The sequence below is a fragment of the Enterobacter chinensis genome (genome assembly GCF_034008295.1).
In the GTDB taxonomy this organism is placed as follows: domain Bacteria; phylum Pseudomonadota; class Gammaproteobacteria; order Enterobacterales; family Enterobacteriaceae; genus Enterobacter; species Enterobacter chinensis.
The window spans coordinates 183338-206916 of sequence record NZ_JARDVI010000005.1 but is presented as its reverse complement, the minus strand read 5'-3'; the positions used below and the strand labels follow the sequence as shown (position 1 = coordinate 206916).

19 protein-coding genes are annotated in these 23579 nt (G+C 55.4%); 17 read left to right on the top strand and 2 right to left on the bottom strand.

Going from position 1 to position 23579, the window contains the following annotated elements; all coding sequences use genetic code 11:
* Nucleotides 1-37 precede the first annotated feature (37 nt).
* Both mog and PYW49_RS16035 read left to right on the top strand, forming a co-directional pair.
* Nucleotides 38-625 (top strand): molybdopterin adenylyltransferase, encoded by a 588-nt coding sequence (mog, locus tag PYW49_RS16040; RefSeq protein WP_320386945.1) that lies wholly within the window; start codon nucleotides 38-40, stop codon nucleotides 623-625.
* Between the two features lie 122 nt (nucleotides 626-747).
* Nucleotides 748-2070, top strand: coding sequence for an MFS transporter (locus PYW49_RS16035; RefSeq protein WP_320386944.1), 1323 nt, complete (start codon nucleotides 748-750; stop codon nucleotides 2068-2070).
* On the opposite strand, the gene satP is transcribed toward PYW49_RS16035, so the two are convergent.
* Nucleotides 2047-2613 carry an acetate uptake transporter gene (gene satP / locus PYW49_RS16030; protein WP_023334461.1) on the bottom strand — a complete coding sequence of 189 codons (567 nt, stop codon included), beginning with the start codon at nucleotides 2611-2613 and terminating at the stop codon, nucleotides 2047-2049. The genes PYW49_RS16035 and satP overlap by 24 nt on opposite strands.
* Before the next feature lie 296 nt (nucleotides 2614-2909).
* On the opposite strand from satP, the gene dnaK reads away from it, so the two are divergent.
* The 4 genes from dnaK (at nucleotide 2910) to nhaR (ending at nucleotide 8362) form a co-directional block, all read left to right on the top strand.
* Nucleotides 2910-4823 carry a molecular chaperone DnaK gene (gene dnaK / locus PYW49_RS16025; protein ID WP_134349613.1) on the top strand — a complete coding sequence of 638 codons (1914 nt, stop codon included), beginning with the start codon at nucleotides 2910-2912 and terminating at the stop codon, nucleotides 4821-4823.
* An 87-nt stretch (nucleotides 4824-4910) separates the two neighbouring features.
* Nucleotides 4911-6056 carry a molecular chaperone DnaJ gene (gene dnaJ, locus PYW49_RS16020; RefSeq protein WP_059312605.1) on the top strand — a complete coding sequence of 382 codons (1146 nt, stop codon included), beginning with the start codon at nucleotides 4911-4913 and terminating at the stop codon, nucleotides 6054-6056.
* A gap of 172 nt (nucleotides 6057-6228) precedes the next feature.
* Nucleotides 6229-7404 carry a Na+/H+ antiporter NhaA gene (gene nhaA, locus PYW49_RS16015; protein WP_134349615.1) on the top strand — a complete coding sequence of 392 codons (1176 nt, stop codon included), beginning with the start codon at nucleotides 6229-6231 and terminating at the stop codon, nucleotides 7402-7404.
* A 58-nt stretch (nucleotides 7405-7462) separates the two neighbouring features.
* A complete protein-coding gene (gene nhaR / locus PYW49_RS16010) occupies nucleotides 7463-8362 on the top strand; it encodes a transcriptional activator NhaR (protein ID WP_003856462.1) in 900 nt (299 codons plus the stop codon).
* Between the two features lie 57 nt (nucleotides 8363-8419).
* Here nhaR and rpsT read toward each other — a convergent pair whose 3' ends face one another.
* Nucleotides 8420-8683: a 30S ribosomal protein S20 gene (gene rpsT / locus PYW49_RS16005; protein WP_003856458.1), complete on the bottom strand. Its 264-nt coding sequence runs from the start codon at nucleotides 8681-8683 to the stop codon at nucleotides 8420-8422.
* A 327-nt stretch (nucleotides 8684-9010) separates the two neighbouring features.
* Between rpsT and ribF the strand changes: the two genes are divergently transcribed.
* From ribF to kefC, 11 genes are all read left to right on the top strand, one after another.
* Nucleotides 9011-9937 (top strand): bifunctional riboflavin kinase/FAD synthetase, encoded by a 927-nt coding sequence (gene ribF, locus PYW49_RS15995; RefSeq protein ID WP_134349616.1) that lies wholly within the window; start codon nucleotides 9011-9013, stop codon nucleotides 9935-9937.
* Nucleotides 9938-9982: 45 nt separating this feature from the next.
* Nucleotides 9983-12799, top strand: a complete 2817-nt coding sequence (gene ileS / locus PYW49_RS15990) for an isoleucine--tRNA ligase (RefSeq protein WP_320386943.1) — start codon at nucleotides 9983-9985, stop codon at nucleotides 12797-12799.
* Nucleotides 12799-13299 carry a signal peptidase II gene (gene lspA / locus PYW49_RS15985; protein WP_047346316.1) on the top strand — a complete coding sequence of 167 codons (501 nt, stop codon included), beginning with the start codon at nucleotides 12799-12801 and terminating at the stop codon, nucleotides 13297-13299. Before ileS ends, lspA begins: the two co-directional genes overlap by 1 nt.
* Before the next feature lie 118 nt (nucleotides 13300-13417).
* The gene (gene fkpB, locus PYW49_RS15980) at nucleotides 13418-13867 is read left to right on the top strand and encodes an FKBP-type peptidyl-prolyl cis-trans isomerase (protein WP_003856450.1); all 450 of its coding nucleotides are present in this window, start codon (nucleotides 13418-13420) and stop codon (nucleotides 13865-13867) included.
* Nucleotide 13868: 1 nt separating this feature from the next.
* On the top strand, nucleotides 13869-14819 hold the full coding sequence (gene ispH, locus PYW49_RS15975; protein WP_320386942.1) for a 4-hydroxy-3-methylbut-2-enyl diphosphate reductase: 951 nt from the start codon (nucleotides 13869-13871) through the stop codon (nucleotides 14817-14819).
* Between the two features lie 205 nt (nucleotides 14820-15024).
* The gene (gene dapB / locus PYW49_RS15970; protein WP_320386941.1) at nucleotides 15025-15846 is read left to right on the top strand and encodes a 4-hydroxy-tetrahydrodipicolinate reductase; all 822 of its coding nucleotides are present in this window, start codon (nucleotides 15025-15027) and stop codon (nucleotides 15844-15846) included.
* A 453-nt stretch (nucleotides 15847-16299) separates the two neighbouring features.
* Nucleotides 16300-17448 (top strand): glutamine-hydrolyzing carbamoyl-phosphate synthase small subunit, encoded by a 1149-nt coding sequence (carA, locus tag PYW49_RS15965; protein ID WP_109845591.1) that lies wholly within the window; start codon nucleotides 16300-16302, stop codon nucleotides 17446-17448.
* An 18-nt stretch (nucleotides 17449-17466) separates the two neighbouring features.
* A complete protein-coding gene (gene carB / locus PYW49_RS15960; RefSeq protein ID WP_134349620.1) occupies nucleotides 17467-20691 on the top strand; it encodes a carbamoyl-phosphate synthase large subunit in 3225 nt (1074 codons plus the stop codon).
* A gap of 139 nt (nucleotides 20692-20830) precedes the next feature.
* Complete coding sequence (locus PYW49_RS15955) at nucleotides 20831-21064, top strand: YgdI/YgdR family lipoprotein (protein WP_010427047.1); 234 nt, start codon at nucleotides 20831-20833, stop codon at nucleotides 21062-21064.
* A 103-nt stretch (nucleotides 21065-21167) separates the two neighbouring features.
* Nucleotides 21168-21698, top strand: a complete 531-nt coding sequence (kefF, locus tag PYW49_RS15950) for a glutathione-regulated potassium-efflux system oxidoreductase KefF (RefSeq protein ID WP_023310358.1) — start codon at nucleotides 21168-21170, stop codon at nucleotides 21696-21698.
* Nucleotides 21691-23556 carry a glutathione-regulated potassium-efflux system protein KefC gene (gene kefC / locus PYW49_RS15945; protein ID WP_320386940.1) on the top strand — a complete coding sequence of 622 codons (1866 nt, stop codon included), beginning with the start codon at nucleotides 21691-21693 and terminating at the stop codon, nucleotides 23554-23556. Before kefF ends, kefC begins: the two co-directional genes overlap by 8 nt.
* Nucleotides 23557-23579: the final 23 nt, after the last annotated feature.

Sequence of the window (23579 nt, the reverse complement as noted above, 5' to 3'; positions counted from 1 at the left end):
CATTCCCTTTAATCAGTACTCTTTGAATGGAATGGATATGAATACCTTACGCATCGGCTTAGTGTCGATTTCTGACCGCGCCTCCAGCGGTGTTTACCAGGATAAAGGCATCCCCGCTCTGGAAGAGTGGCTTGGCAACGCACTGACTACCCCCTTTGAAATTCAGACCCGCCTGATCCCTGACGAACAGCCGATCATTGAGCAGACGCTCTGTGAGCTGGTGGATGAGATGAGCTGCCATCTGGTGCTGACCACCGGGGGAACGGGGCCTGCCCGCCGCGATGTGACGCCTGACGCGACGCTGGCAATCGCCGATCGCGAAATGCCGGGCTTCGGTGAACAGATGCGCCAGATCGGTCTACACTTTGTTCCGACAGCCATTCTCTCCCGCCAGGTGGGCGTCATCCGCAAACAGGCATTGATTCTGAATCTGCCGGGCCAACCGAAGTCAATCAAAGAGACGCTGGAAGGGCTGAAAGCGGAAAACGGCAGCGTCATCGTGCACGGTGTTTTCGCCAGTGTACCGTATTGTATACAGTTGCTTGACGGTCCCTATGTGGAAACCGATGAGAAAGTGGTAGCAGCATTTCGTCCTAAAAGCGCGCGTCGCGACACAATCTCCTGAAAATAATCATTATGTGACATTAGCTGAAGCGGCGATGGCGTGGTAAGGGTTTTACGGTATAGTAATTTTTTCTTTACGACTACTGTAAAAATAAATCCACAACAAAAGCTAAATGGTTCGCTATGTCACATAACACCCGACCTCTGAATCGACAGGACTATAAAACCCTCACGCTCGCGGCCTTAGGCGGTGCGCTGGAGTTTTACGATTTCATCATCTTCGTCTTCTTCGCCGCCGTGGTGGGGGAGCTCTTCTTCCCGGCGGATATCCCCGAGTGGCTGCGTCAGGTACAAACCTTCGGCATTTTTGCCGCAGGGTATCTGGCGCGTCCGCTTGGCGGCATTGTCATGGCGCACTTTGGCGATCTGGTTGGCCGTAAAAAGATGTTTACCCTCAGCATCCTGCTGATGGCCGTACCCACGCTGGCCATAGGTCTGCTGCCTACCTATGTCTCTTTAGGCATTCTTGCTCCGCTGCTGCTGTTGCTGATGCGCGTGCTTCAGGGCGCGGCGATAGGCGGTGAAGTGCCGGGCGCGTGGGTGTTTGTGGCGGAGCATGTTCCGGCGCGCCGCATTGGTATCGCCTGTGGAACCTTAACGGCGGGCCTGACCGTCGGGATCTTGCTGGGGTCGGTGGTCGCGACGATTGTAAACACCAGCATGACGCAGCAGGCCGTGCATGACTGGGGCTGGCGTATTCCGTTCCTGCTGGGCGGGGCGTTTGGTCTGGTAGCGATGTATCTGCGTCGCTGGCTGCAGGAGACACCGATTTTCCTTGAGATGCAGCAGCGCAAAGCGCTGGCGCAGGAGCTACCGGTGAAAGCCGTCGTGGTGCGCCATAAAAAAGCGGTAGTGGTGTCGATGCTGCTCACCTGGCTGCTTTCGGCGGGCATTGTAGTGGTGATATTGATGTCGCCAGTCTGGCTGCAGAAACAGTACGGATTCGCCCCGGCGGTGACGCTGCAGGCAAACAGTATCGCGACCATTATGCTCTGCTTTGGCTGTCTCGCCGCCGGGCTGGCGGCAGATCGTTTCGGTGCCAGCGTAACCTTTATCGTCGGTAGCCTGTTACTGGCCGCATCAAGCTGGGCGTTTTACCATCTGGCAGGCAGCCATCCTGAACAGCTGTTCCTGCTGTACGGCGTGGTAGGGCTGTGCGTGGGCGTTGTCGGGGCGGTACCGTACGTGATGGTCCGCGCGTTCCCGCCAGAGGTACGCTTCACCGGGATCTCATTTTCCTACAACGTGTCGTATGCCATTTTTGGCGGACTGACGCCGATTGCGGTGACGGTATTAATGGGCGTGTCTCCCATGGCTCCGGCCTGGTACGTGCTGGCGCTATCGTTGATGGGGCTGGGATTAGGGATTTGGCTGGGACAGATGCGAGGAAGTCGTGCCCGCGAGGCGGACACGACAGAGGGATCAGTGTTTTTCACCAATCGGTAGAATGGTGCGGTCAAACTGCTCGTTCAGCACTTCACCCATTGCGAGGTAGATAGCGCTTGCGCCGCAGACCAGACCAATCCAGCCTGCCACATGAACGATGCCTTCGTTATCCACCAGGTGGCCAATCGCCAGCAGGGCGAACAGCACGGTCAGGCTCAGGAAGACGAACTGCAGCATGCGGTTACCTTTCAGGGTACCGAAGAACATAAACAGGGTGAAGACGCCCCACAGGCCCAGGTACACGCCCAGGAAGTGGGCGTTTGCCGCGTCTGCCATGCCCATTTTAGGCAGCAGCAGAATAGCGACCAGGGTCAGCCAGAAAGAGCCGTAAGAGGTGAAGGCGGTTAAGCCGAAGGTATTGCCTTTCTTATATTCCAGCAGGCCCGCGAAGATTTGCGCGATACCGCCGTAAAAAATGCCCATCGCCAGGATGATGCCATCCATCGGGAACATCCCGATATTGTGCAGGTTCAGCAGGATAGTGGTCATGCCAAAACCCATCAGGCCCAGCGGAGCCGGATTAGCCAACTTAGTGTTGCCCATAAGTCCTCAAAAAAATCATCATTAATATGGTGAAATGGTTAAACCCGCGTCAGTTCTCCCTGACGGGGCGCGGCATCATAATGGGCGCAATCGATGGCGTCTATGATCTCATCAGGGTGAAATTAAAAATTTTTTTATCCTTCCCCCTTGATGGATGACGTTGCGACCCCATCTTGTAAGCAACCGCAGTGTGTGGACCTGAAAAAAATCAAATCTGGGCAGTTGAAAAAGCACGTTCTGCCCTTATTACAGGTACACAACCACATGTTGACTGAATTTTTAGTGGAGACGTTTAGATGGGTAAAATTATTGGTATCGACCTGGGTACTACCAACTCTTGTGTAGCGATTATGGATGGCACTACTGCACGCGTGCTGGAGAACGCCGAGGGCGATCGCACCACGCCTTCTATCATTGCTTATACCCAGGATGGTGAAACTCTGGTTGGTCAGCCGGCTAAACGTCAGGCAGTGACAAACCCGCAAAACACCCTGTTTGCGATTAAACGCCTGATCGGCCGCCGCTTCCAGGACGAAGAAGTTCAGCGTGACGTTTCTATCATGCCTTACAAAATCATCGCGGCAGATAACGGCGATGCATGGCTTGATGTGAAAGGCACCAAAACTGCACCACCGCAGATTTCTGCTGAAGTGCTGAAAAAAATGAAGAAAACCGCTGAAGATTACCTGGGTGAACCGGTAACTGAAGCTGTTATCACCGTTCCTGCATACTTCAACGATGCTCAGCGTCAGGCTACTAAAGATGCTGGCCGTATCGCAGGTCTGGAAGTAAAACGTATCATCAACGAACCTACCGCTGCTGCACTGGCTTACGGTCTGGATAAAGAAGTGGGCAACCGCACTATCGCGGTTTACGACCTCGGTGGTGGTACCTTCGATATCTCAATTATCGAAATCGACGAAGTTGACGGCGAAAAAACCTTCGAAGTTCTGGCAACCAACGGCGATACCCACCTGGGTGGTGAAGACTTCGATACCCGTCTGATCAACTACCTCGTTGACGAGTTCAAGAAAGATCAGGGCATTGACCTGCGTAACGACCCGCTGGCCATGCAGCGCCTGAAAGAAGCCGCTGAGAAAGCGAAGATCGAACTGTCTTCCGCTCAGCAGACCGACGTGAACCTGCCGTACATCACTGCAGACGCGACCGGTCCTAAACACATGAACATCAAAGTGACCCGTGCGAAACTGGAAAGCCTGGTAGAAGACCTGGTAAACCGTTCTATCGAGCCGCTGAAAGTTGCCCTGCAGGACGCTGGTCTGTCCGTCTCTGACATCCAGGACGTTATCCTGGTTGGTGGTCAGACGCGTATGCCAATGGTTCAGAAGAAAGTGGCTGAGTTCTTCGGTAAAGAGCCACGTAAAGACGTTAACCCGGACGAAGCGGTTGCTATCGGTGCTGCGGTTCAGGGTGGCGTACTGACCGGTGAAGTGAAAGACGTACTGCTGCTGGACGTTACCCCGCTGTCTCTGGGTATCGAAACCATGGGCGGTGTGATGACTGCGCTCATCAACAAAAACACCACCATCCCGACGAAGCACAGCCAGGTGTTCTCTACCGCTGAAGACAACCAGTCTGCGGTAACCATCCATGTGATTCAGGGTGAGCGTAAGCGTGCGGCGGATAACAAATCTCTGGGTCAGTTCAACCTGGACGGTATTAACCCGGCACCGCGCGGCATGCCGCAGATCGAAGTAACCTTCGATATCGATGCTGACGGTATCCTGCACGTGTCTGCGAAAGACAAAAACAGCGGTAAAGAGCAGAAGATCACCATCAAGGCATCTTCTGGCCTGAACGAAGCGGAAATCGAAAAAATGGTTCGCGATGCAGAAGCTAACGCTGAATCCGACCGTAAGTTCGAAGAGCTGGTTCAGACCCGTAACCAGGGTGACCATCTGCTGCACAGCACCCGTAAGCAGGTTGAAGAAGCAGGCGATAAACTGCCAGCGGAAGACAAGACTGCTATCGAAGCTGCACTGAACGCGCTGGAAACGTCTCTGAAAGGCGAAGACAAAGCGGATATCGAAGCGAAGATGCAGGAGCTGGCGCAGGCTTCCCAGAAGCTGATGGAAATCGCTCAGCAGCAGCACGCTCAACAGCAGGCGGGCGCTGACGCGTCAGCGAACAACGCGAAAGACGACGACGTTGTCGACGCTGAGTTCGAAGAAGTTAAAGATAAAAAATAATCGCCCTGATGCAGGGTAATTAATCGGCACGGGCGTAGGAGAACTCTCCACGCCCGTGCTCGCATGTTAAGGGGCTTAAAAAAACCAATGGCAAAGCAAGACTATTACGAGATTTTAGGCGTTCCGAAAACTGCGGAAGAGCGTGAAATCAAAAAGGCGTATAAGCGCCTGGCCATGAAATTCCACCCGGACCGTAACCAGGGTGACAAAGAGGCTGAAGCTAAATTTAAAGAGATCAAAGAAGCCTACGAAGTCCTGACCGATGCACAAAAACGTGCAGCCTATGACCAGTACGGTCACGCAGCCTTTGAACAGGGCGGCATGGGCGGCGGTGGATTTGGCGGCGGCGGCTTTGGCGGCGGCGCTGACTTTAGCGATATCTTTGGCGATGTGTTTGGCGATATCTTCGGCGGTGGCCGTGGTCGTCAACGCGCAGCGCGCGGCGCGGACCTGCGCTATAACATGGAGCTGTCGCTGGAAGAGGCCGTTCGCGGTGTCACCAAAGAGATCCGCATTCCGACGCTGGAAGAGTGTGACGTTTGCCACGGCAGCGGCGCGAAAGCGGGCACCCAGCCGCAGACCTGTCCAACCTGTCACGGTTCTGGTCAGGTACAGATGCGCCAGGGCTTCTTCGCGGTACAGCAGGCCTGTCCTCACTGTCACGGTCGCGGTACGCTGATTAAAGATCCGTGCACCAAATGCCACGGTCACGGTCGCGTTGAGAAAACCAAGACCCTGTCCGTTAAAATCCCGGCTGGCGTGGATACGGGCGACCGCATCCGTCTGGCTGGCGAAGGCGAGGCCGGCGAACACGGCGCACCGGCAGGCGATTTGTACGTTCAGGTGCAGGTGAAACAGCATGCTATCTTCGAGCGCGAAGGGAACAACCTGTACTGTGAAGTGCCGATCAACTTCGCGATGGCGGCACTCGGTGGCGAAATCGAAGTCCCGACGCTGGATGGCCGCGTCAATCTGAAGATCCCGGGCGAAACCCAGACCGGTAAGCTGTTCCGCATGCGCGGGAAAGGCGTTAAATCCGTTCGCGGTGGTGCGCAGGGCGACCTGCTGTGCCGCGTCGTCGTGGAAACGCCGGTTGGCCTGAACGACAAGCAGAAACAGCTGCTGAAAGAGTTGCAGGAGAGTTTTGGCGGCCCGACGGGTGAGAAAAACAGCCCGCGCTCCAAAAGCTTCTTCGATGGCGTCAAAAAATTCTTCGATGATTTGACCCGTTAATCTGTTAGCAGGTTTCGATTCGCAAAAGCCCGGAAGTGATTCCGGGCTTTTTCTATTTGTGGGTATTGCTCGGTAAAACTGAATCTATACTCAATATTAATCTGTTTTTGCCGAGCTATATGGCTTGGTATTATGGTTTTATCGAGGTATTGTTGTTACAGAGAGAATTAAAGTGAAATTACTACACCGTTTTTTTAGCAGTGAAGCATCCGGTGGCGTGATCCTGATTATTGCCGCTGCGGCCGCGATGGTGCTGGCAAACGTCGGTTTTACCCGCGATCTGTATCATGCTTTTCTGGAAACGCCCGTCGAGCTGAAGGTTGGGGCGCTGGAAATCAATAAGAACATGCTGCTGTGGATCAACGATGCGCTCATGGCAGTGTTCTTCCTGCTGGTCGGGCTTGAGGTTAAGCGTGAGCTGGTACTGGGCTCGCTTGCCAGCCGCCAGCGTGCGGCGTTTCCGGTGATTGCCGCGCTCGGTGGGATGGTCGTTCCGGCGCTGCTCTTCCTGGCATTCACCTGGCAGGATCCTATTGCTCGTCACGGGTGGGCGATCCCGGCTGCGACGGATATCGCTTTTGCGCTCGGGGTGCTGGCATTGCTGGGAAGCCGCGTGCCGGTTGCCCTGAAAATCTTCCTGATGGCGCTGGCGATCATCGATGACCTGGGCGCCATTGTGATTATCGCGCTGTTCTACACCAGCGACCTGTCGATCCTGTCTCTGAGCGTGGCCGCAGGCGCGATTGCGGTACTGGCGCTGCTGAACATCTTTAATGTTCGCCGCATCGGTATCTACATCCTCGTGGGGATGGTGTTGTGGACCGCGGTGCTGAAATCGGGCGTGCATGCCACGCTGGCAGGTGTGATTGTGGGCTTCTTCGTGCCGCTTAAGCCGCAGGAGGGCAAGTCGCCTGCCAAACAGCTGGAACATGTGCTGCACCCGTGGGTCGCCTTTATGATCCTGCCGCTTTTTGCGTTTGCCAACGCGGGCGTTTCCCTCGGCGGCGTGACGCTGGACGGGCTGACGTCCGTGCTGCCGCTGGGCATTATTGCTGGGCTGTTTATCGGCAAGCCGCTGGGCATTAGCCTCTTCTGCTGGCTGGCAACGAAGCTGAAGCTGGCGTCATTGCCCCATGGCACCACGTTTACGCAGATTATGGCCGTCGGCGTGCTGTGTGGAATCGGGTTTACGATGTCGATCTTTATCTCGACGCTGGCGTTTGGTGCGCATGCGCCTGAGCTTATCGTCTGGGCTAAACTCGGCATTCTCATCGGGTCATTACTGGCCGCGGTGATCGGTTATACCTTGTTGAAGGTGAAATTGTCCGGACAGGCCGTCCAGGCATAACGGAACACAGGGAGGAGGCGAGCCTTCTCCCGATACATACTCAGGGAGAGAAGACGCGATGTCTCATTTGAATTACAACCATCTTTACTACTTCTGGCACGTCTACAAACAGGGCTCGGTGGTCGGGGCGGCAGAGGCGCTTTACCTGACGCCGCAAACCATCACCGGGCAAATCAAGGCGCTGGAAGAACGTCTGCAGGGCAAGCTGTTCAAGCGTAAGGGGCGTGGGATTGAACCCAGTGAACTGGGTGAGCTGGTTTTTCGCTATGCGGATAAGATGTTCACCCTGAGCCAGGAGATGCTGGATATCGTCAACTACCGCAAAGAGTCGAACCTGCTCTTTGATGTCGGCGTGGCGGATGCGCTGTCCAAACGGCTGGTGAGCGGCGTGCTGGATGCGGCCGTGGTCGAAGATGAGCAAATCCACCTGCGGTGCTTTGAATCCACCCACGAGATGCTGCTGGAACAGCTGAGCCAGCACAAGCTGGACATGATTATCTCGGATTGTCCGATCGACTCCACGCAGCAGGAAGGCCTGTTCTCGGTGAAAATTGGTGAATGCGGCGTAAGCTTCTGGTGTATTAACCCGCCGCCGGAAAAACCGTTCCCCGCGTGCCTTGAAGAGCGTCGCCTGCTGGTGCCGGGAAGGCGTTCCATGCTGGGACGCAAGCTGTTGAACTGGTTTAACTCACAGGGGCTAAACGTTGAAATCCTCGGTGAGTTCGACGACGCGGCGCTGATGAAAGCCTTTGGCGAAGCGCACAATGCGATCTTCGTTGCGCCGACGCTGTATGCGCACGATCTCTATTCGGACGACAAGATTACGGAGATAGGCAGAGTGGATAATGTGATGGAGGAGTATCACGCCATATTTGCCGAAAGGATGATTCAACACCCGGCGGTGCAGCGAATCTGTAACCGTGACTACTCGGCGCTGTTTACTCCACCAGCAATCTGAAGGCATAAAAAAACCCGCGTTAAGCGGGTTCTTTAAACAAGCAACAACAAGTAGCGATTAAGCCAGTTTGTTGATCTGCGCGGTCAGGTTTGCTTTATGACGCGCTGCTTTGTTTTTGTGGATCAGACCTTTAGCAGCCTGACGATCCACGATTGGTTGCATTTCGTTAAATGCGTTCTGCGCTGCAGCTTTGTCGCCTGCTTCGATTGCTGCGTATACTTTCTTGATGAAAGTACGCATCATAGAGCGACGGCTTGCGTTGTGCTTACGAGCCTTTTCAGACTGAACGGCACGTTTCTTAGCTGATTTGATATTAGCCAAGTCCAACTCCCAAATATGATCTATGTGGACAATTCAAAGGCCGAGGAATATGCCCTCTTTGCCTTCTTTTGTCAATGGATTTGTGCAAATAAGCGCCGTTAATTAGCGACGCTACGTTACGTAGTGATGGCGCAGGATTCTACCAGCTTGTCTTCCCTGAATACAGCCTTTCGGCATAAAAATCGCAGTTTACGAGCAGATTTTTTCGCTGTGAAAGGTCAGCCTGATGAAATCATTACGGCTTTCTGTTTTGTGCGAACAATCGCCGGTTAACCTTAACCGCTGTACAGGGTATACTTTGGCGATTTTCACTGTTTTGAGCCAGACATGAAGCTGATACGCGGCATACATAATCTCAGCAGAGCACCGCACGGGTGCGTGCTGACCATTGGTAATTTCGACGGCGTGCATCGTGGTCATCAGGCGCTGTTGCAGGGATTGCGTAAAGAAGGGGAGGCCCGTGGCCTGCCCGTTGTAGTGATGATTTTCGAGCCTCAGCCGCTGGAGCTGTTTGCCGGCGATAAATCGCCTGCCCGCCTCACCCGCCTGCGCGAGAAGTTGCGCTATCTGGCTGAGTCCGGTGTGGACTACGTCTTGTGCCTGCGTTTTGATCGTCGCTTTGCCGCGCTGACAGCACAAAATTTTGTCAGCGACCTGCTGGTCAATCGTCTTGGCGTACAGTTTCTTGCCGTAGGGGATGATTTCCGCTTTGGCGCTGGTCGTCAGGGCGATTTCTTGCTATTACAGAAGGCTGGTCTGGAGTACGGCTTTGACGTCACCAGTGCGATGACCTTCTGTGAAGGCGGCGTTCGCGTCAGTAGCACGGCGGTACGTCAGGCGCTGGCCAATGATGAACTGGATACGGCAGAAAACCTGCTGGGGCATCCATTCACTATTTCAGGTCGCGTGGTCCACGGTGATGCGCTCGGACGCACTATTGGTTTCCCGACGGCGAATATACCGCTACGTCGTCAGGTTTCCCCGGTTAAAGGGGTCTATGCGGTAGAAGTGGCAGGACTGGGCGATAAACCGTTCTACGGTGTCGCCAACATTGGCACACGTCCTACCGTCGCCGGTGTACGTCAACAGTTAGAAGTGCACCTGCTGGACGTTGTAATGGACCTTTATGGTCGCCATATAGATGTGATACTGCGTAAAAAAATACGCAATGAACAGCGATTTGGTTCGCTGGACGAACTCAAAGCGCAAATTGCGCGAGATGAATTGACGGCCCGCGAGTTTTTTGGGCTTTGAACCCGGCTTAACTGCCTACGTGATAAATACGGAACCGAGAATCTGATGAGTGACTATAAATCAACCCTGAATTTGCCGGAAACAGGGTTCCCGATGCGCGGCGATCTCGCCAAGCGCGAACCGGGAATGCTGGCGCGTTGGACCGATGATGACCTGTACGGCATCATTCGTGCAGCCAAAAAAGGCAAAAAAACCTTCATTCTGCATGATGGCCCTCCATATGCGAATGGCAGCATTCATATTGGTCACTCGGTTAACAAGATTCTGAAAGACATTATCGTGAAGTCAAAAGGCCTCACGGGATATGACTCGCCTTACGTTCCGGGCTGGGACTGCCACGGTCTGCCAATCGAACTCAAAGTTGAGCAAGAGTTTGGCAAGCCGGGTGAGAAATTCACCGCCGCCGAGTTCCGTGCGAAATGCCGCGAATACGCCGCGACGCAGGTTGACGGTCAGCGCGCTGACTTCATCCGCCTGGGCGTGCTGGGCGACTGGTCGCACCCGTATCTGACCATGGACTTCAAAACCGAAGCCAACATCATCCGTGCGCTGGGGAAAATCATCGGCAACGGCCACCTGCATAAAGGCGCTAAGCCGGTGCACTGGTGCGTAGACTGCCGCTCTGCGCTGGCAGAAGCGGAAGTGGAGTATTACGACAAAACCTCTCCGTCTATCGATGTGGCGTTCCAGGCGGTGGATCAGGACGCGGTGAAAGCCAAATTTGGCGTCTCCTCCGTTAACGGCCCGATCTCTCTGGTTATCTGGACCACTACTCCGTGGACGCTGCCAGCCAACCGTGCGATCTCTCTGTCCGGTGAGTTTGAATATGCGCTGGTACAGGTTGACGGTCAGGCAGTAATCCTGGCGAAAGATCTGGTTGAAAGCGTGCTGAAACGCGCGCACATCGCGGATTACACCGTGCTGGGCACCGTAAAAGGCGATGCGCTGGAGCTGATGCGCTTCAAACACCCGTTCCTGGACTTCGATGTTCCGGCGATCCTGGGCGACCACGTGACGCTGGAAGCGGGTACCGGTGCGGTACATACCGCCGGTGGCCACGGTCCGGACGACTACAACATCAGCCTGAAGTACGGTCTGGAAATCGCTAACCCGGTGGGGCCGGACGGATCTTACCTGCCTGGCACCTACCCGGCGCTGGACGGTATCAACGTCTTTAAAGCCAACGACATCATCGTCGACATGCTGCGCACCAGCGGCGCGCTGCTGCACGTAGAAAAAATGCAGCACAGCTATCCGTGCTGCTGGCGTCATAAGACCCCGATCATCTTCCGTGCGACCCCGCAGTGGTTCGTCAGCATGGATCAGAAAGGCCTGCGTGCGCAGTCTCTGAAAGAGATCAAAGGCGTGCAGTGGATCCCGGACTGGGGCCAGGCGCGTATCGAATCCATGGTCGCTAACCGTCCTGACTGGTGTATCTCCCGTCAGCGTACCTGGGGCGTACCGATGTCTCTGTTCGTGCATAAAGAGACGCAGGAACTGCACCCGAACACGCTGGAACTGATGGAAGAAGTCGCTAAGCGTGTTGAAGTTGACGGTATTCAGGCGTGGTGGGATCTCGACTCCCGCGACATCCTGGGCGCTGATGCTGATAACTACGAAAAAGTACCCGATACCCTGGACGTATGGTTCGACTCCGGTTCAACCCACTCTTCCGTAGTGGATGTGCGTCCTGAGTTTGCGGGTCATGCTGCCGATATGTATCTGGAAGGTTCTGACCAACACCGTGGCTGGTTCATGTCATCCCTGATGATCTCCACCGCCATGAAGGGTAAAGCGCCTTACCGTCAGGTTCTGACTCACGGCTTCACCGTGGATGGTCAGGGCCGCAAGATGTCCAAATCTATCGGTAACACCGTTTCTCCGCAGGATGTGATGAACAAGCTGGGCGCAGACATTCTGCGTCTGTGGGTGGCTTCTACCGATTACACCGGCGAAATGGCGGTGTCAGACGAGATCCTGAAACGTGCTGCCGACAGCTATCGTCGTATCCGTAACACCGCGCGCTTCCTGCTGGCGAACCTGAACGGGTTTGATCCGGTAAAAGACATGGTGAAACCGGAAGAGATGGTGGTGCTGGACCGCTGGGCGGTAGGCTGCGCGAAAGCGGCGCAGGACGATATCCTGAAGGCCTATGAGTCTTACGACTTCCATGAAGTGGTACAGCGCCTGATGCGCTTCTGCTCCATCGAGATGGGCTCGTTCTACCTCGACATCATCAAAGACCGCCAGTACACCGCGAAAGCGGACAGCGTAGCGCGTCGTAGCTGTCAGACCGCGCTGTTCCACATCGCAGAAGCGCTGGTGCGCTGGATGGCGCCGATCATGTCCTTCACCGCGGATGAAATCTGGGGCTATCTGCCGGGCGACCGTGAGAAGTATGTCTTCACCGGCGAGTGGTACGAAGGTCTGTTCGATCTCTCCAGCACCGAAGCGATGAACGATGCCTTCTGGGACGAGCTGCTGAAAGTGCGTGGTGAAGTGAACAAGGTTATCGAGCAGGCGCGTGCTGACAAGAAAGTGGGTGGCTCTCTGGAAGCGGCAGTGACCCTGTACGCAGAACCGGAGCTGGCGGCTAAGCTGACGGCGCTCGGCGATGAATTACGATTTGTCCTGTTGACCTCCGGCGCGAAAGTTGAGGATTATGCGGATGCTTCTGCTGATGCTCAGCAGAGCGAGCTGCTCAAAGGACTGAAAGTCGCGCTGAGCAAAGCCGACGGTGAGAAATGCCCGCGCTGCTGGCATTACACTACCGATGTCGGTCAGGTGGCGGAACACGCAGACATCTGCGGACGCTGTGTAAGCAACGTCGCCGGTGACGGCGAAAAACGTAAGTTTGCCTGATGAGTAAAACTCTCTGTTCAACAGGACTGCGCTGGCTGTGGCTGGTTGTGGTAGTGCTGATTATCGATCTGGGCAGTAAGTTCCTGATCCTCCAGAATTTTGCTCTGGGGGATACGGTCCCGCTGTTCCCGTCGCTTAACCTGCACTATGCACGTAACTACGGCGCGGCGTTCAGTTTCCTTGCCGACAGCGGTGGCTGGCAGCGCTGGTTCTTTGCGGGTATCGCTCTCGGTATCTGCGTGATCCTGGCAGTGCTGATGTACCGCTCGAAGGCGACGCAAAAGCTGAATAACATTGCCTACGCGCTGATCATTGGCGGCGCGCTGGGCAACCTGTTTGACCGCCTGTGGCACGGCTTTGTGGTCGATATGATCGACTTCTACGTCGGCGACTGGCACTTCGCGACCTTTAACCTCGCCGATAGCGCAATTTGCATCGGTGCGGCATTAATCGTGCTGGAAGGCTTCTTGCCTAAACCGGCGGCGAAAGAGCAGGCGTAAGCATCAATGCCGGGTGGCGCATAGCCATCCCGGCCTACCGAATATGCCGACACTTGTAGGCCGGGTAAGCGAAGCGCCACCCGGCACACAGGCGAGACAACATTAAAGAGCAATGTGTATGTCTAAATCCGTACAGAGCAATAGCGCGGTTCTCGTTCACTTCACGCTGAAGCTGGATGACGGCTCCACGGCCGAATCCACCCGCAACAACGGCAAACCGGCCCTGTTTCGTCTTGGCGATACTTCCCTGTCTGAAGGTCTTGAGCAGCAGCTTCTGGGTCTGAAAGAGGGTGAGAAAAAAGCCTTTTCGCTGGAGCCGGATGCAGCGTTTGGCGTGCCAAGCCCGGACCTGATCCAGTATTTCTCGCGCCGCGAGTTTATGGATGCGGGGGAACCGGAAATTGGGGCGATTATGCTCTTTACCGCTATGGACGGCAGCGAAATGCCTGGCGTGATCCGTGAAATCAACGGCGACTCTATTACCGTTGACTTCAACCATCCGCTTGCCGGGCGTACCGTTCATTTTGATGTTGAAGTGCTGGAGATTGACCCAGCACTGGAGGCCTGAAATGCAGATCCTGTTGGCTAACCCGCGCGGCTTCTGCGCCGGTGTAGACCGCGCTATCAGCATTGTTGAAAACGCGCTGGAAATTTACGGCGCGCCGATTTATGTGCGTCACGAAGTGGTGCATAACCGTTACGTGGTCGACAGTCTGCGCGAGCGCGGCGCCATCTTTATTGAGCAAATCAGCGAAGTGCCGGACGGTGCGATCCTGATCTTCTCCGCGCACGGCGTCTCGCAGGCGGTACGGAACGAAGCGAAAAGCCGCGATTTGACGGTATTCGATGCCACTTGTCCATTAGTGACGAAAGTGCATATGGAAGTGGCGCGCGCCAGCCGGCGCGGTGAAGAGTCGATTCTGATTGGCCATGCCGGGCATCCGGAAGTCGAAGGCACCATGGGCCAGTACAGCAACCCGGAAGGGGGCATGTACCTGGTTGAGTCGCCAGAAGACGTTCTGACGCTGAACGTGAAGAATGAATCCCGCCTGTCGTTTATGACCCAGACAACGCTCTCCGTAGACGATACCTCGGACGTGATTGACGCTCTGCGTCAGCGCTTCCCGAAAATCGTCGGTCCGCGTAAGGATGACATCTGCTACGCGACCACTAACCGTCAGGAAGCGGTGCGTGCCCTGGCTGAACAGGCGGATGTGGTGCTGGTGGTGGGTTCAAAAAACTCGTCTAACTCCAACCGTCTGGCTGAACTGGCACAACGCATGGGGAAAACGGCTTTCCTGATTGATGACGCGTCGGATATTCAGGAAGCGTGGGTTAAAAACGCAGCCTGCGTGGGCGTGACGGCAGGAGCTTCCGCGCCGGATATTCTGGTACAGAACGTCATTACCCGTCTGCAGGAGCTGGGCGGTGGCGAAGCGGTGCCGCTGGAAGGACGTGAAGAGAACATCGTTTTCGAAGTCCCGAAAGAACTGCGAATTGATGCCCGCGAAGTCGAATAGTCCCTTTTCTGATGAAAGGCCAGCACCTCCTGTGCTGGCCTTTTTTTTATCCGTTACTTTATCGTGACGACAAAATCATGTCTTTTACTGATATTTAAGTCGGTTTCACGTTAAATTCTAATTATCGGTGTTTTCAGTTGGCAGTGCTTCTAAAGGCTGGTTAATCTGAAAACGGTTTACATCATATTAACGTAAGAGAATAACTATGCATGATGCACAGATCCGCGTCGCTATTGCGGGCGCGGGTGGACGTATGGGCCGTCAGCTTATTCAGGCGGCACTTCAGATGGATGGCGTAGCACTTGGCGCGGCGCTGGAGCGTGAAGGTTCATCGCTCCTGGGGACCGATGCAGGTGAACTGGCGGGCGCGGGAAAGACTGGCGTCACCGTACAAAGCAGTCTGGATGCGGTAAAAGACGACTTCGATGTGTTCATCGATTTTACTCGTCCGGAAGGAACGCTCACGCATCTGGCGTTTTGCCGTCAGCACGGCAAGGGGATGGTGATCGGCACCACCGGTTTTGACGACGCGGGTAAGCAGGCTATCCAGGATGCATCAAAAGAGATTGCGATTGTCTTCGCTGCAAACTTTAGCGTGGGCGTTAACGTCATGCTGAAGCTGCTGGAGAAGGCAGCGAAGGTGATGGGCAACTATACCGACATTGAGATCGTAGAAGCCCACCATCGCTATAAAGTTGATGCGCCATCTGGTACGGCGCTGGCGATGGGCGAAGCGATTGCTCATGCACTTGATAAAGATTTAAAAGACTGCTCGGTCTATACCCGCGAAGGTCACACCGGCGAACGTGTGCCAGGCACCATTGGTTTCGCAACCGTGCGAGCGGGTGACATCGTCGGCGAACATACGGCGATGTTCGCCGATATTGGTGAACGTGTCGAAATCACGCATAAAGCCTCCAGCCGAATGACCTTCGCCAACGGCGCCGTACGTTCCGCTTTGTGGCTGAAAAACAAGGAAGATGGTCTTTTTGATATGCGAGACGTGCTTGATCTCAACAATTTGTAAGCATTATTACCCATCGTGATGTGGTTATTGCAGTCGTAATTGATTGATTGCATAGGGCAATATTTTATTGCCCTTTTATTTTATATATCTCATTAGTTTTTATGGGTATGAGCTTTAAAAACATTGGTATTCCCCTGTTTTTTCGTTGCTGAAATGTAAATTTTGACCATTTGGTCCACTTTATTATGTTTCACTGCCACGATTTTCATAAAACCAGGCACGCAAGCGTTTTCCGCAGTGATTTACCTGATCTTTTTGTCGCTTAAGTTGCATTCCTCTCGCCAGGCCTGCAAAAGACTAAACAAAATATCCGTTTTCAGTTGACTTTCACCTACCAAATCCCCAGAATGCCGCCGTTTGCCGAAAATCCGCCGGCAGCAAATTTGCGTTGCTCATAACGTTGTTGTGAATTAATATGCAAATAAAGTGAGTGAATATTCTCTGGAGGGTGTTTTGATTAAGTCAGCGCTATTGGTTCTGGAAGACGGAACCCAGTTTATCGGTCGGGCCATAGGGGCAACAGGTTCGGCGGTTGGGGAAGTCGTTTTCAATACTTCAATGACCGGTTATCAAGAAATCCTCACTGATCCTTCCTATTCTCGCCAAATCGTTACTCTTACTTATCCTCATATCGGCAATGTCGGCACCAACGCTGCTGACGAAGAATCTTCTCAGGTACATGCGCAAGGTCTGGTCATTCGCGACCTGCCTCTGATTGCCAGCAACTTCCGTAACACCGAAGACCTGTCTTCCTACCTGAAGCGCCATAACATCGTGGCGATTGCAGATATCGATACCCGTAAGTTAACGCGTCTGCTGCGCGAGAAGGGTGCACAAAACGGCTGCATCATCGCGGGTGATAACCTCGATGCGACCCTGGCGCTGGAAAAAGCGAAAGCCTTCCCGGGCCTTAACGGCATGGACCTGGCGAAAGAAGTGACCACCGCTGAAGCTTATAGCTGGACGCAGGGGAGCTGGACGCTGGAAGGCGACCTGCCGGAAGCGAAAAAAGAGAGCGAGCTGCCGTTCCACGTGGTGGCTTATGATTTCGGCGCCAAGCGCAACATCCTGCGCATGCTGGTCGACCGCGGCTGCCGCCTGACGGTGGTGCCAGCGCAGACCTCTGCCGAAGACGTACTGAAGATGAACCCGGACGGCATCTTCCTCTCTAACGGCCCAGGCGACCCGGCTCCATGTGACTACGCCATCGATGCCATCAAGTCCTTCCTGGAAACCGACATTCCGGTATTCGGCATCTGCCTCGGCCATCAGCTGCTGGCTCTGGCGAGCGGTGCGAACACCGTTAAGATGAAATTCGGTCACCACGGTGGTAACCATCCGGTGAAAGACATCGACAACAACACGGTGATGATTACCGCGCAGAACCACGGTTTCGCGGTGGACGAAGCGTCCATGCCGGCGAACCTGCGCGTCACGCATAAATCACTGTTTGATGGCACCCTGCAGGGGATTCATCGCACCGATAAGCCAGCATTCAGCTTCCAGGGACACCCGGAAGCCAGCCCGGGCCCACACGATGCCGCGCCGCTGTTCGATCACTTCATCGAACTTATCGAGCAATACCGTAAGACCGCTAAATAATCAGGAGCCGAGAAGACAATGCCAAAACGTACAGACATAAAAAGCATCCTGATCCTTGGCGCTGGCCCGATCGTCATCGGCCAGGCCTGCGAATTCGACTACTCCGGTGCGCAGGCGTGTAAAGCCCTGCGCGAAGAGGGTTACCGCGTTATCCTGGTCAACTCTAACCCGGCAACCATCATGACCGACCCGGAAATGGCTGATGCAACCTACATCGAGCCGATTCACTGGGAAGTCGTGCGCAAAATCATCGAAAAAGAGCGCCCGGACGCGGTGCTGCCAACCATGGGCGGCCAGACTGCGCTGAACTGCGCGCTGGAGCTGGAACGTCAGGGCGTGCTGGCCGAGTTCGGCGTGACCATGATTGGCGCGACAGCCGACGCGATTGATAAAGCAGAAGACCGTCGCCGCTTCGACGTGGCAATGAAGAAAATCGGCCTCGACACCGCGCGTTCCGGTATCGCACACAACATGGAAGAAGCGCTGGCCGTCGCGGCTGACGTGGGCTATCCGTGCATTATCCGTCCATCGTTCACCATGGGCGGAACCGGCGGCGGTATCGCCTACAACCGCGAAGAGTTCGAAGAGATTTGCGAACGCGGTCTGGATCTCTCCCCAACCAAAGAGCTGCTGATTGATGAATCGCTGATTGGCTGGAAAGAGTACGAGATGGAAGTGGTGCGTGATAAAAACGACAACTGCATCATCGTCTGCTCCATCGAAAACTTCGATGCGATGGGGATCCACACCGGCGACTCCATCACCGTTGCGCCAGCGCAAACGCTGACCGACAAAGAGTATCAAATCATGCGTAACGCCTCGATGGCGGTACTGCGTGAAATCGGCGTGGAAACCGGCGGCTCTAACGTGCAGTTCTCCGTGAACCCGAAAACCGGTCGTCTGATTGTTATCGAAATGAACCCGCGCGTGTCCCGTTCTTCTGCGCTGGCCTCCAAAGCGACCGGCTTCCCGATTGCCAAAGTGGCGGCGAAACTGGCGGTGGGTTACACCCTTGACGAGCTGATGAACGACATCACCGGTGGCCGCACCCCTGCGTCCTTCGAGCCGTCCATCGACTACGTTGTGACGAAAATTCCACGCTTCAACTTCGAGAAATTCGCAGGCGCGAACGACCGTCTGACCACCCAGATGAAATCTGTCGGTGAAGTGATGGCGATTGGCCGCACGCAGCAGGAATCCCTGCAGAAAGCGCTGCGCGGTCTGGAAGTCGGCGCGACCGGTTTCGACCCGAAAGTAAGCCTGGACGACCCGGAAGCACTGACCAAAATCCGCCGTGAGCTGAAAGACGCGGGCGCCGAGCGTATCTGGTACATCGCTGATGCCTTCCGTGCTGGCCTGTCCGTGGACGGCGTGTTCAACCTGACCAACATTGACCGCTGGTTCCTGGTGCAGATTGAAGAGCTGGTACGTCTGGAAGAACAGGTGGCGGAACTGGGCATTACCGGCCTGGATGCTGACTTCCTGCGCGTGCTGAAGCGTAAAGGCTTCGCCGATGCGCGTCTGGCAAAACTGGCGGGCGTGCGTGAAGCGGAAATCCGCAAGCTGCGCGACCAGTATGACCTGCACCCGGTTTACAAGCGCGTGGACACCTGTGCGGCAGAGTTCTCTACCGATACCGCGTACATGTACTCCACCTATGAAGACGAGTGCGAAGCGAACCCGTCCGTCGACCGCGACAAGATTATGGTGCTGGGCGGCGGTCCAAACCGTATCGGCCAGGGCATCGAGTTCGACTACTGCTGCGTACACGCTTCACTGGCGCTGCGCGAAGACGGTTACGAGACCATCATGGTCAACTGTAACCCGGAAACCGTGTCTACTGACTACGATACCTCCGACCGTCTCTACTTCGAGCCGGTAACGCTGGAAGATGTGCTGGAAATCGTGCGCATCGAGAAGCCAAAAGGCGTTATCGTGCAGTACGGCGGCCAGACCCCGCTGAAGCTGGCGCGCGCGCTGGAAGCGGCAGGTGTGCCGGTTATCGGTACCAGCCCGGATGCGATTGACCGTGCAGAAGACCGCGAGCGTTTCCAGCAGGCGGTTGACCGTCTGAAGCTGAAACAACCGGCAAACGCCACCGTCACCGCCATTGAGATGGCTGTAGAGAAAGCGAAGGATATCGGCTACCCGCTGGTGGTGCGTCCATCGTACGTACTGGGCGGCCGCGCGATGGAAATCGTCTACGACGAAGCCGACCTGCGCCGCTACTTCCAGACTGCTGTCAGCGTCTCCAACGATGCGCCAGTGCTGCTCGACCGCTTCCTTGACGATGCGGTAGAAGTGGACGTTGACGCCATCTGCGACGGCGAAATGGTGCTGATTGGCGGCATCATGGAGCATATCGAGCAGGCGGGCGTGCACTCCGGTGACTCCGCCTGTTCTCTGCCAGCGTACACCCTGAGCCAGGAAATACAGGATGTGATGCGCCAGCAGGTGCAGAAGCTGGCCTTCGAGCTGCAGGTTCGCGGTCTGATGAACGTGCAGTTTGCGGTGAAAGACAACGAAGTCTACCTGATTGAAGTGAACCCGCGCGCGGCGCGTACCGTCCCGTTCGTCTCCAAAGCCACCGGCGTCCCGCTGGCGAAAGTGGCGGCGCGCGTGATGGCAGGCCAGACGCTGGCTCAGCAGGGCGTAACCAAAGAGATCATCCCACCGTACTACTCGGTGAAAGAAGTGGTGCTGCCGTTCAACAAATTCCCGGGCGTTGACCCGCTGCTGGGGCCAGAAATGCGCTCTACCGGGGAAGTGATGGGCGTGGGCCGCACCTTTGCTGAAGCGTTCGCGAAGGCGCAGCTGGGCAGTAGCTCCACCATGAAAAAATCAGGCCGTGCGCTGCTCTCCGTTCGTGAAGGCGACAAAGAACGCGTGGTTGACCTGGCGGCCAAGCTGCTGAAACAGGGCTTCGAGCTGGATGCGACCCACGGTACGGCAATTGTGCTGGGTGAAGCCGGTATCAACCCGCGTCTGGTGAACAAGGTGCATGAAGGTCGTCCGCACATTCAGGATCGTATCAAGAATGGCGAATACACCTACATTATCAACACCACTGCGGGCCGCCAGGCGATTGAAGACTCCAAGCTGATTCGCCGCAGCGCGCTGCAGTACAAAGTGCACTACGACACCACCCTGAACGGCGGTTTCGCTACAGCCATGGCGCTGAACGCGGACGCGACCGAGAAGGTGATTTCGGTGCAGGAAATGCACGCACAGATTAACAAGTAAGCCTTAATGCCCGGCAATCAACGATTGCCGGGCATTATCCCCACCTTCAGAACCTTCTGGTTTTCCATCCGCATTCAGTCAGTTAGCCTAAAATGGTTAGGTCGATAACGAAATTCAACTGAGAGCAGGGGAAAACACCATGCAAAATAAATTACTGATTGCTTCCGTTCTGGCTGCCACTGCAATGTTTACCGTTGCGGGCTGTTCGTCTAATCAGGCAGTTAAAACCACAGACGGCCGCACCATCGTCACCGACGGCAAACCGCAGGTGGATGACGATACCGGACTGGTGTCCTACAAAAATGCCGAGACCGGTCAAACCGAGCAGATTAACCGCGACCAGGTGAAATCCATGGGCGAGCTGGATAACTAATTCAGAATTCTGACGTAAGCCCGTCAATAATATTCACTATTAGCCTGTTGAATTACTGACTACACTCTTTTGTTAAAAGAAAGCAGTAATAACAGGCTAATCAATGATTCTGATAATTTATGCCCATCCTTATCCGCAGCACTCGCATGCGAATAAGCGGATGCTTGAGCAGGTAAGGACGCTTGATAACGTAGAGATACGTTCCCTCTATCAACTCTATCCCGATTTTAATATTGATATCGCCGCCGAACAGGAGGCACTTTCCCGCGCCGATCTGATTATCTGGCAGCATCCCATGCAGTGGTACAGCACGCCTCCGCTGCTGAAACTGTGGATTGATAAAGTCTTCTCCCACGGCTGGGCGTATGGCCACAATGGCAATGCGCTAAAGGGTAAAAGCCTGATGTGGGCGGTCACCACCGGCGGAGGGGAAAGCCACTTTGATATTGGTTCCTTCCCGGGGTTTGACGTCCTGGCGCAGCCGCTGCAGGCAACCGCGCTCTATTGTGGTCTGAACTGGCTCCCGCCTTTTGCTATGCACTGTACGTTTGTCTGCGACGATGAAACGCTGCAGGCGCAGGCTCGCCATTATAAACAACGCTTACTCGAGTGGCAGGAGACGCACCATGGATAGCCATACGCTAATACAGGCGCTGATTTACCTCGGCGCGGCGGCGCTGATTGTACCCGTTGCGGTACGCCTGGGGCTGGGCTCTGTTCTCGGTTATCTGATTGCTGGCTGCGTCATCGGGCCATGGGGCCTTCGCCTGGTCACGGATGCCGAGGCGATTCTTCATTTCGCCGAAATTGGCGTTGTGCTGATGCTCTTTGTGATTGGTCTGGAACTCGATCCGCAGCGCTTGTGGAAGCTTCGCGCCTCGGTATTTGGCGGTGGTGCGTTGCAAATGGTTGCCTGCGGCCTGCTGCTGGGTGGGTTCTGTATCCTGTTGGGAATGGACTGGAAAGTCGCTGAGCTTATCGGCATGACGCTGGCGCTCTCCTCAACGGCCATTGCCATGCAGGCGATGAACGAGCGAAATCTGACGGTCTCGCAGATGGGACGCAGTGCGTTCTCCGTGCTGCTGTTTCAGGACATTGCCGCTATCCCGCTGGTGGCGATGATCCCGCTGCTGGCGGCAAGTGGTTCCTCGACGACGCTGGGCGCTTTTGCGCTGTCCGCGCTGAAGGTAGCGGGCGCGCTGGCTCTGGTGGTTCTGCTTGGACGCTACGTTACCCGTCCGCTACTGCGGTTTGTTGCCCGCTCAGGCCTGCGCGAAGTGTTCAGCGCCGTGGCGCTATTCCTGGTGTTTGGCTTTGGTCTGCTGCTGGAAGAGGCCGGGCTTTCAATGGCGATGGGGGCGTTCCTCGCAGGCGTTCTGCTGGCGAGCTCTGAATACCGCCACGCGCTGGAAAGCGATATCGAGCCGTTCAAAGGGTTGCTGCTGGGGCTGTTTTTCATCGGTGTCGGGATGTCCGTTGACTTCGGCACGCTGGTGACGCATCCGCTGCGGATTGTCATCCTGCTTGTCGGCTTCCTGGTCATTAAAATGGTGATGCTGTGGCTGATTGCACGTCCACTGAATGTGCCGACCCGTCAGCGTCGCTGGTTTGCCGTGCTGCTGGGGCAGGGGAGCGAATTTGCGTTCGTGGTCTTTGGCGCAGCGCAGATGGCAAACGTACTCGATCCGGAGTGGGCGAAAGCGCTGACGCTGGCGGTGGCACTGTCGATGGCAGCGACGCCTGTTCTGCTGGTGCTGCTGACACGCCTTGAAAAATCGGGCAGCGAACAGGAGCGCGAAGCCGATGAAATCGACGAGGAGCAGCCGCGCGTCATCATCGCCGGATTTGGCCGCTATGGGCAGATCGTGGGGCGTTTACTGTTGTCGAGCGGGGTGAAAATGGTCATCCTCGATCACGACCCCGACCATGTCGATACCCTGCGTAAATTTGATATGAAAGTCTTTTACGGAGATGCGACCCGCGTCGATCTGCTGGAATCCGCGGGGGCGGCAAAAGCCGAGGTGTTGATTAACGCCATTGACGATCCAGAGACCAGCATGCAGATGGTGGAACTGGTTAAAGAGCATTTCCCGTCGCTGACGATTATCTCCCGCGCGCGCGATGTCGATCACTATATCCGGCTGCGACAGGCGGGTGTAGAAGCACCGGAGCGTGAAACGTTCGAAGGTGCGCTGAAATCTGGCCGTACGGCGCTGGAAAATCTGGGGCTCGGCGCGTATGAAGCGCGCGAGCGTGCGGACCTGTTCCGCCGCTTTAATACCGAGATGGTGGAAGAGATGGCGGCGATGGCCGGCAGCACGGCTACGGAGCGTGCAGCAGTGTTTAAACGCACCAGCGCGATGCTGACGGAAATCATTAACGAGGATCGTAATCACCTGTCACTGATCCAGCGTCATGGCTGGCAAGGCACGGAAGAGGGCAAGCATACCGGGGATCCGTCTGACGAGCCCGAGAGTAAACCTTCCGCGTGAAGTGGAGTTGCCAGCAATATTAA

Excerpts from the sequence above, each read along its gene's own strand:
- mog (WP_320386945.1), top strand. The coding sequence starts at position 38 with ATGAATACCTTACGCATCGGCTTAGTGTCGATTTCTGACCGCGCCTCC.
- fkpB (WP_003856450.1), top strand. The coding sequence starts at position 13,418 with ATGTCTAAATCCGTACAGAGCAATAGCGCGGTTCTCGTTCACTTCACG.
- kefF (WP_023310358.1), top strand. The coding sequence starts at position 21,168 with ATGATTCTGATAATTTATGCCCATCCTTATCCGCAGCACTCGCATGCG.
- dnaK (WP_134349613.1), top strand. The coding sequence starts at position 2,910 with ATGGGTAAAATTATTGGTATCGACCTGGGTACTACCAACTCTTGTGTA.
- carB (WP_134349620.1), top strand. The coding sequence starts at position 17,467 with ATGCCAAAACGTACAGACATAAAAAGCATCCTGATCCTTGGCGCTGGC.
- nhaR (WP_003856462.1), top strand. The coding sequence starts at position 7,463 with ATGTCTCATTTGAATTACAACCATCTTTACTACTTCTGGCACGTCTAC.
- ispH (WP_320386942.1), top strand. The coding sequence starts at position 13,869 with ATGCAGATCCTGTTGGCTAACCCGCGCGGCTTCTGCGCCGGTGTAGAC.
- PYW49_RS15955 (WP_010427047.1), top strand. The coding sequence starts at position 20,831 with ATGCAAAATAAATTACTGATTGCTTCCGTTCTGGCTGCCACTGCAATG.
- kefC (WP_320386940.1), top strand. The coding sequence starts at position 21,691 with ATGGATAGCCATACGCTAATACAGGCGCTGATTTACCTCGGCGCGGCG.
- dnaJ (WP_059312605.1), top strand. The coding sequence starts at position 4,911 with ATGGCAAAGCAAGACTATTACGAGATTTTAGGCGTTCCGAAAACTGCG.
- satP (WP_023334461.1), bottom strand. The coding sequence starts at position 2,613 with ATGGGCAACACTAAGTTGGCTAATCCGGCTCCGCTGGGCCTGATGGGT.
- ileS (WP_320386943.1), top strand. The coding sequence starts at position 9,983 with ATGAGTGACTATAAATCAACCCTGAATTTGCCGGAAACAGGGTTCCCG.
- lspA (WP_047346316.1), top strand. The coding sequence starts at position 12,799 with ATGAGTAAAACTCTCTGTTCAACAGGACTGCGCTGGCTGTGGCTGGTT.
- dapB (WP_320386941.1), top strand. The coding sequence starts at position 15,025 with ATGCATGATGCACAGATCCGCGTCGCTATTGCGGGCGCGGGTGGACGT.
- ribF (WP_134349616.1), top strand. The coding sequence starts at position 9,011 with ATGAAGCTGATACGCGGCATACATAATCTCAGCAGAGCACCGCACGGG.
- PYW49_RS16035 (WP_320386944.1), top strand. The coding sequence starts at position 748 with ATGTCACATAACACCCGACCTCTGAATCGACAGGACTATAAAACCCTC.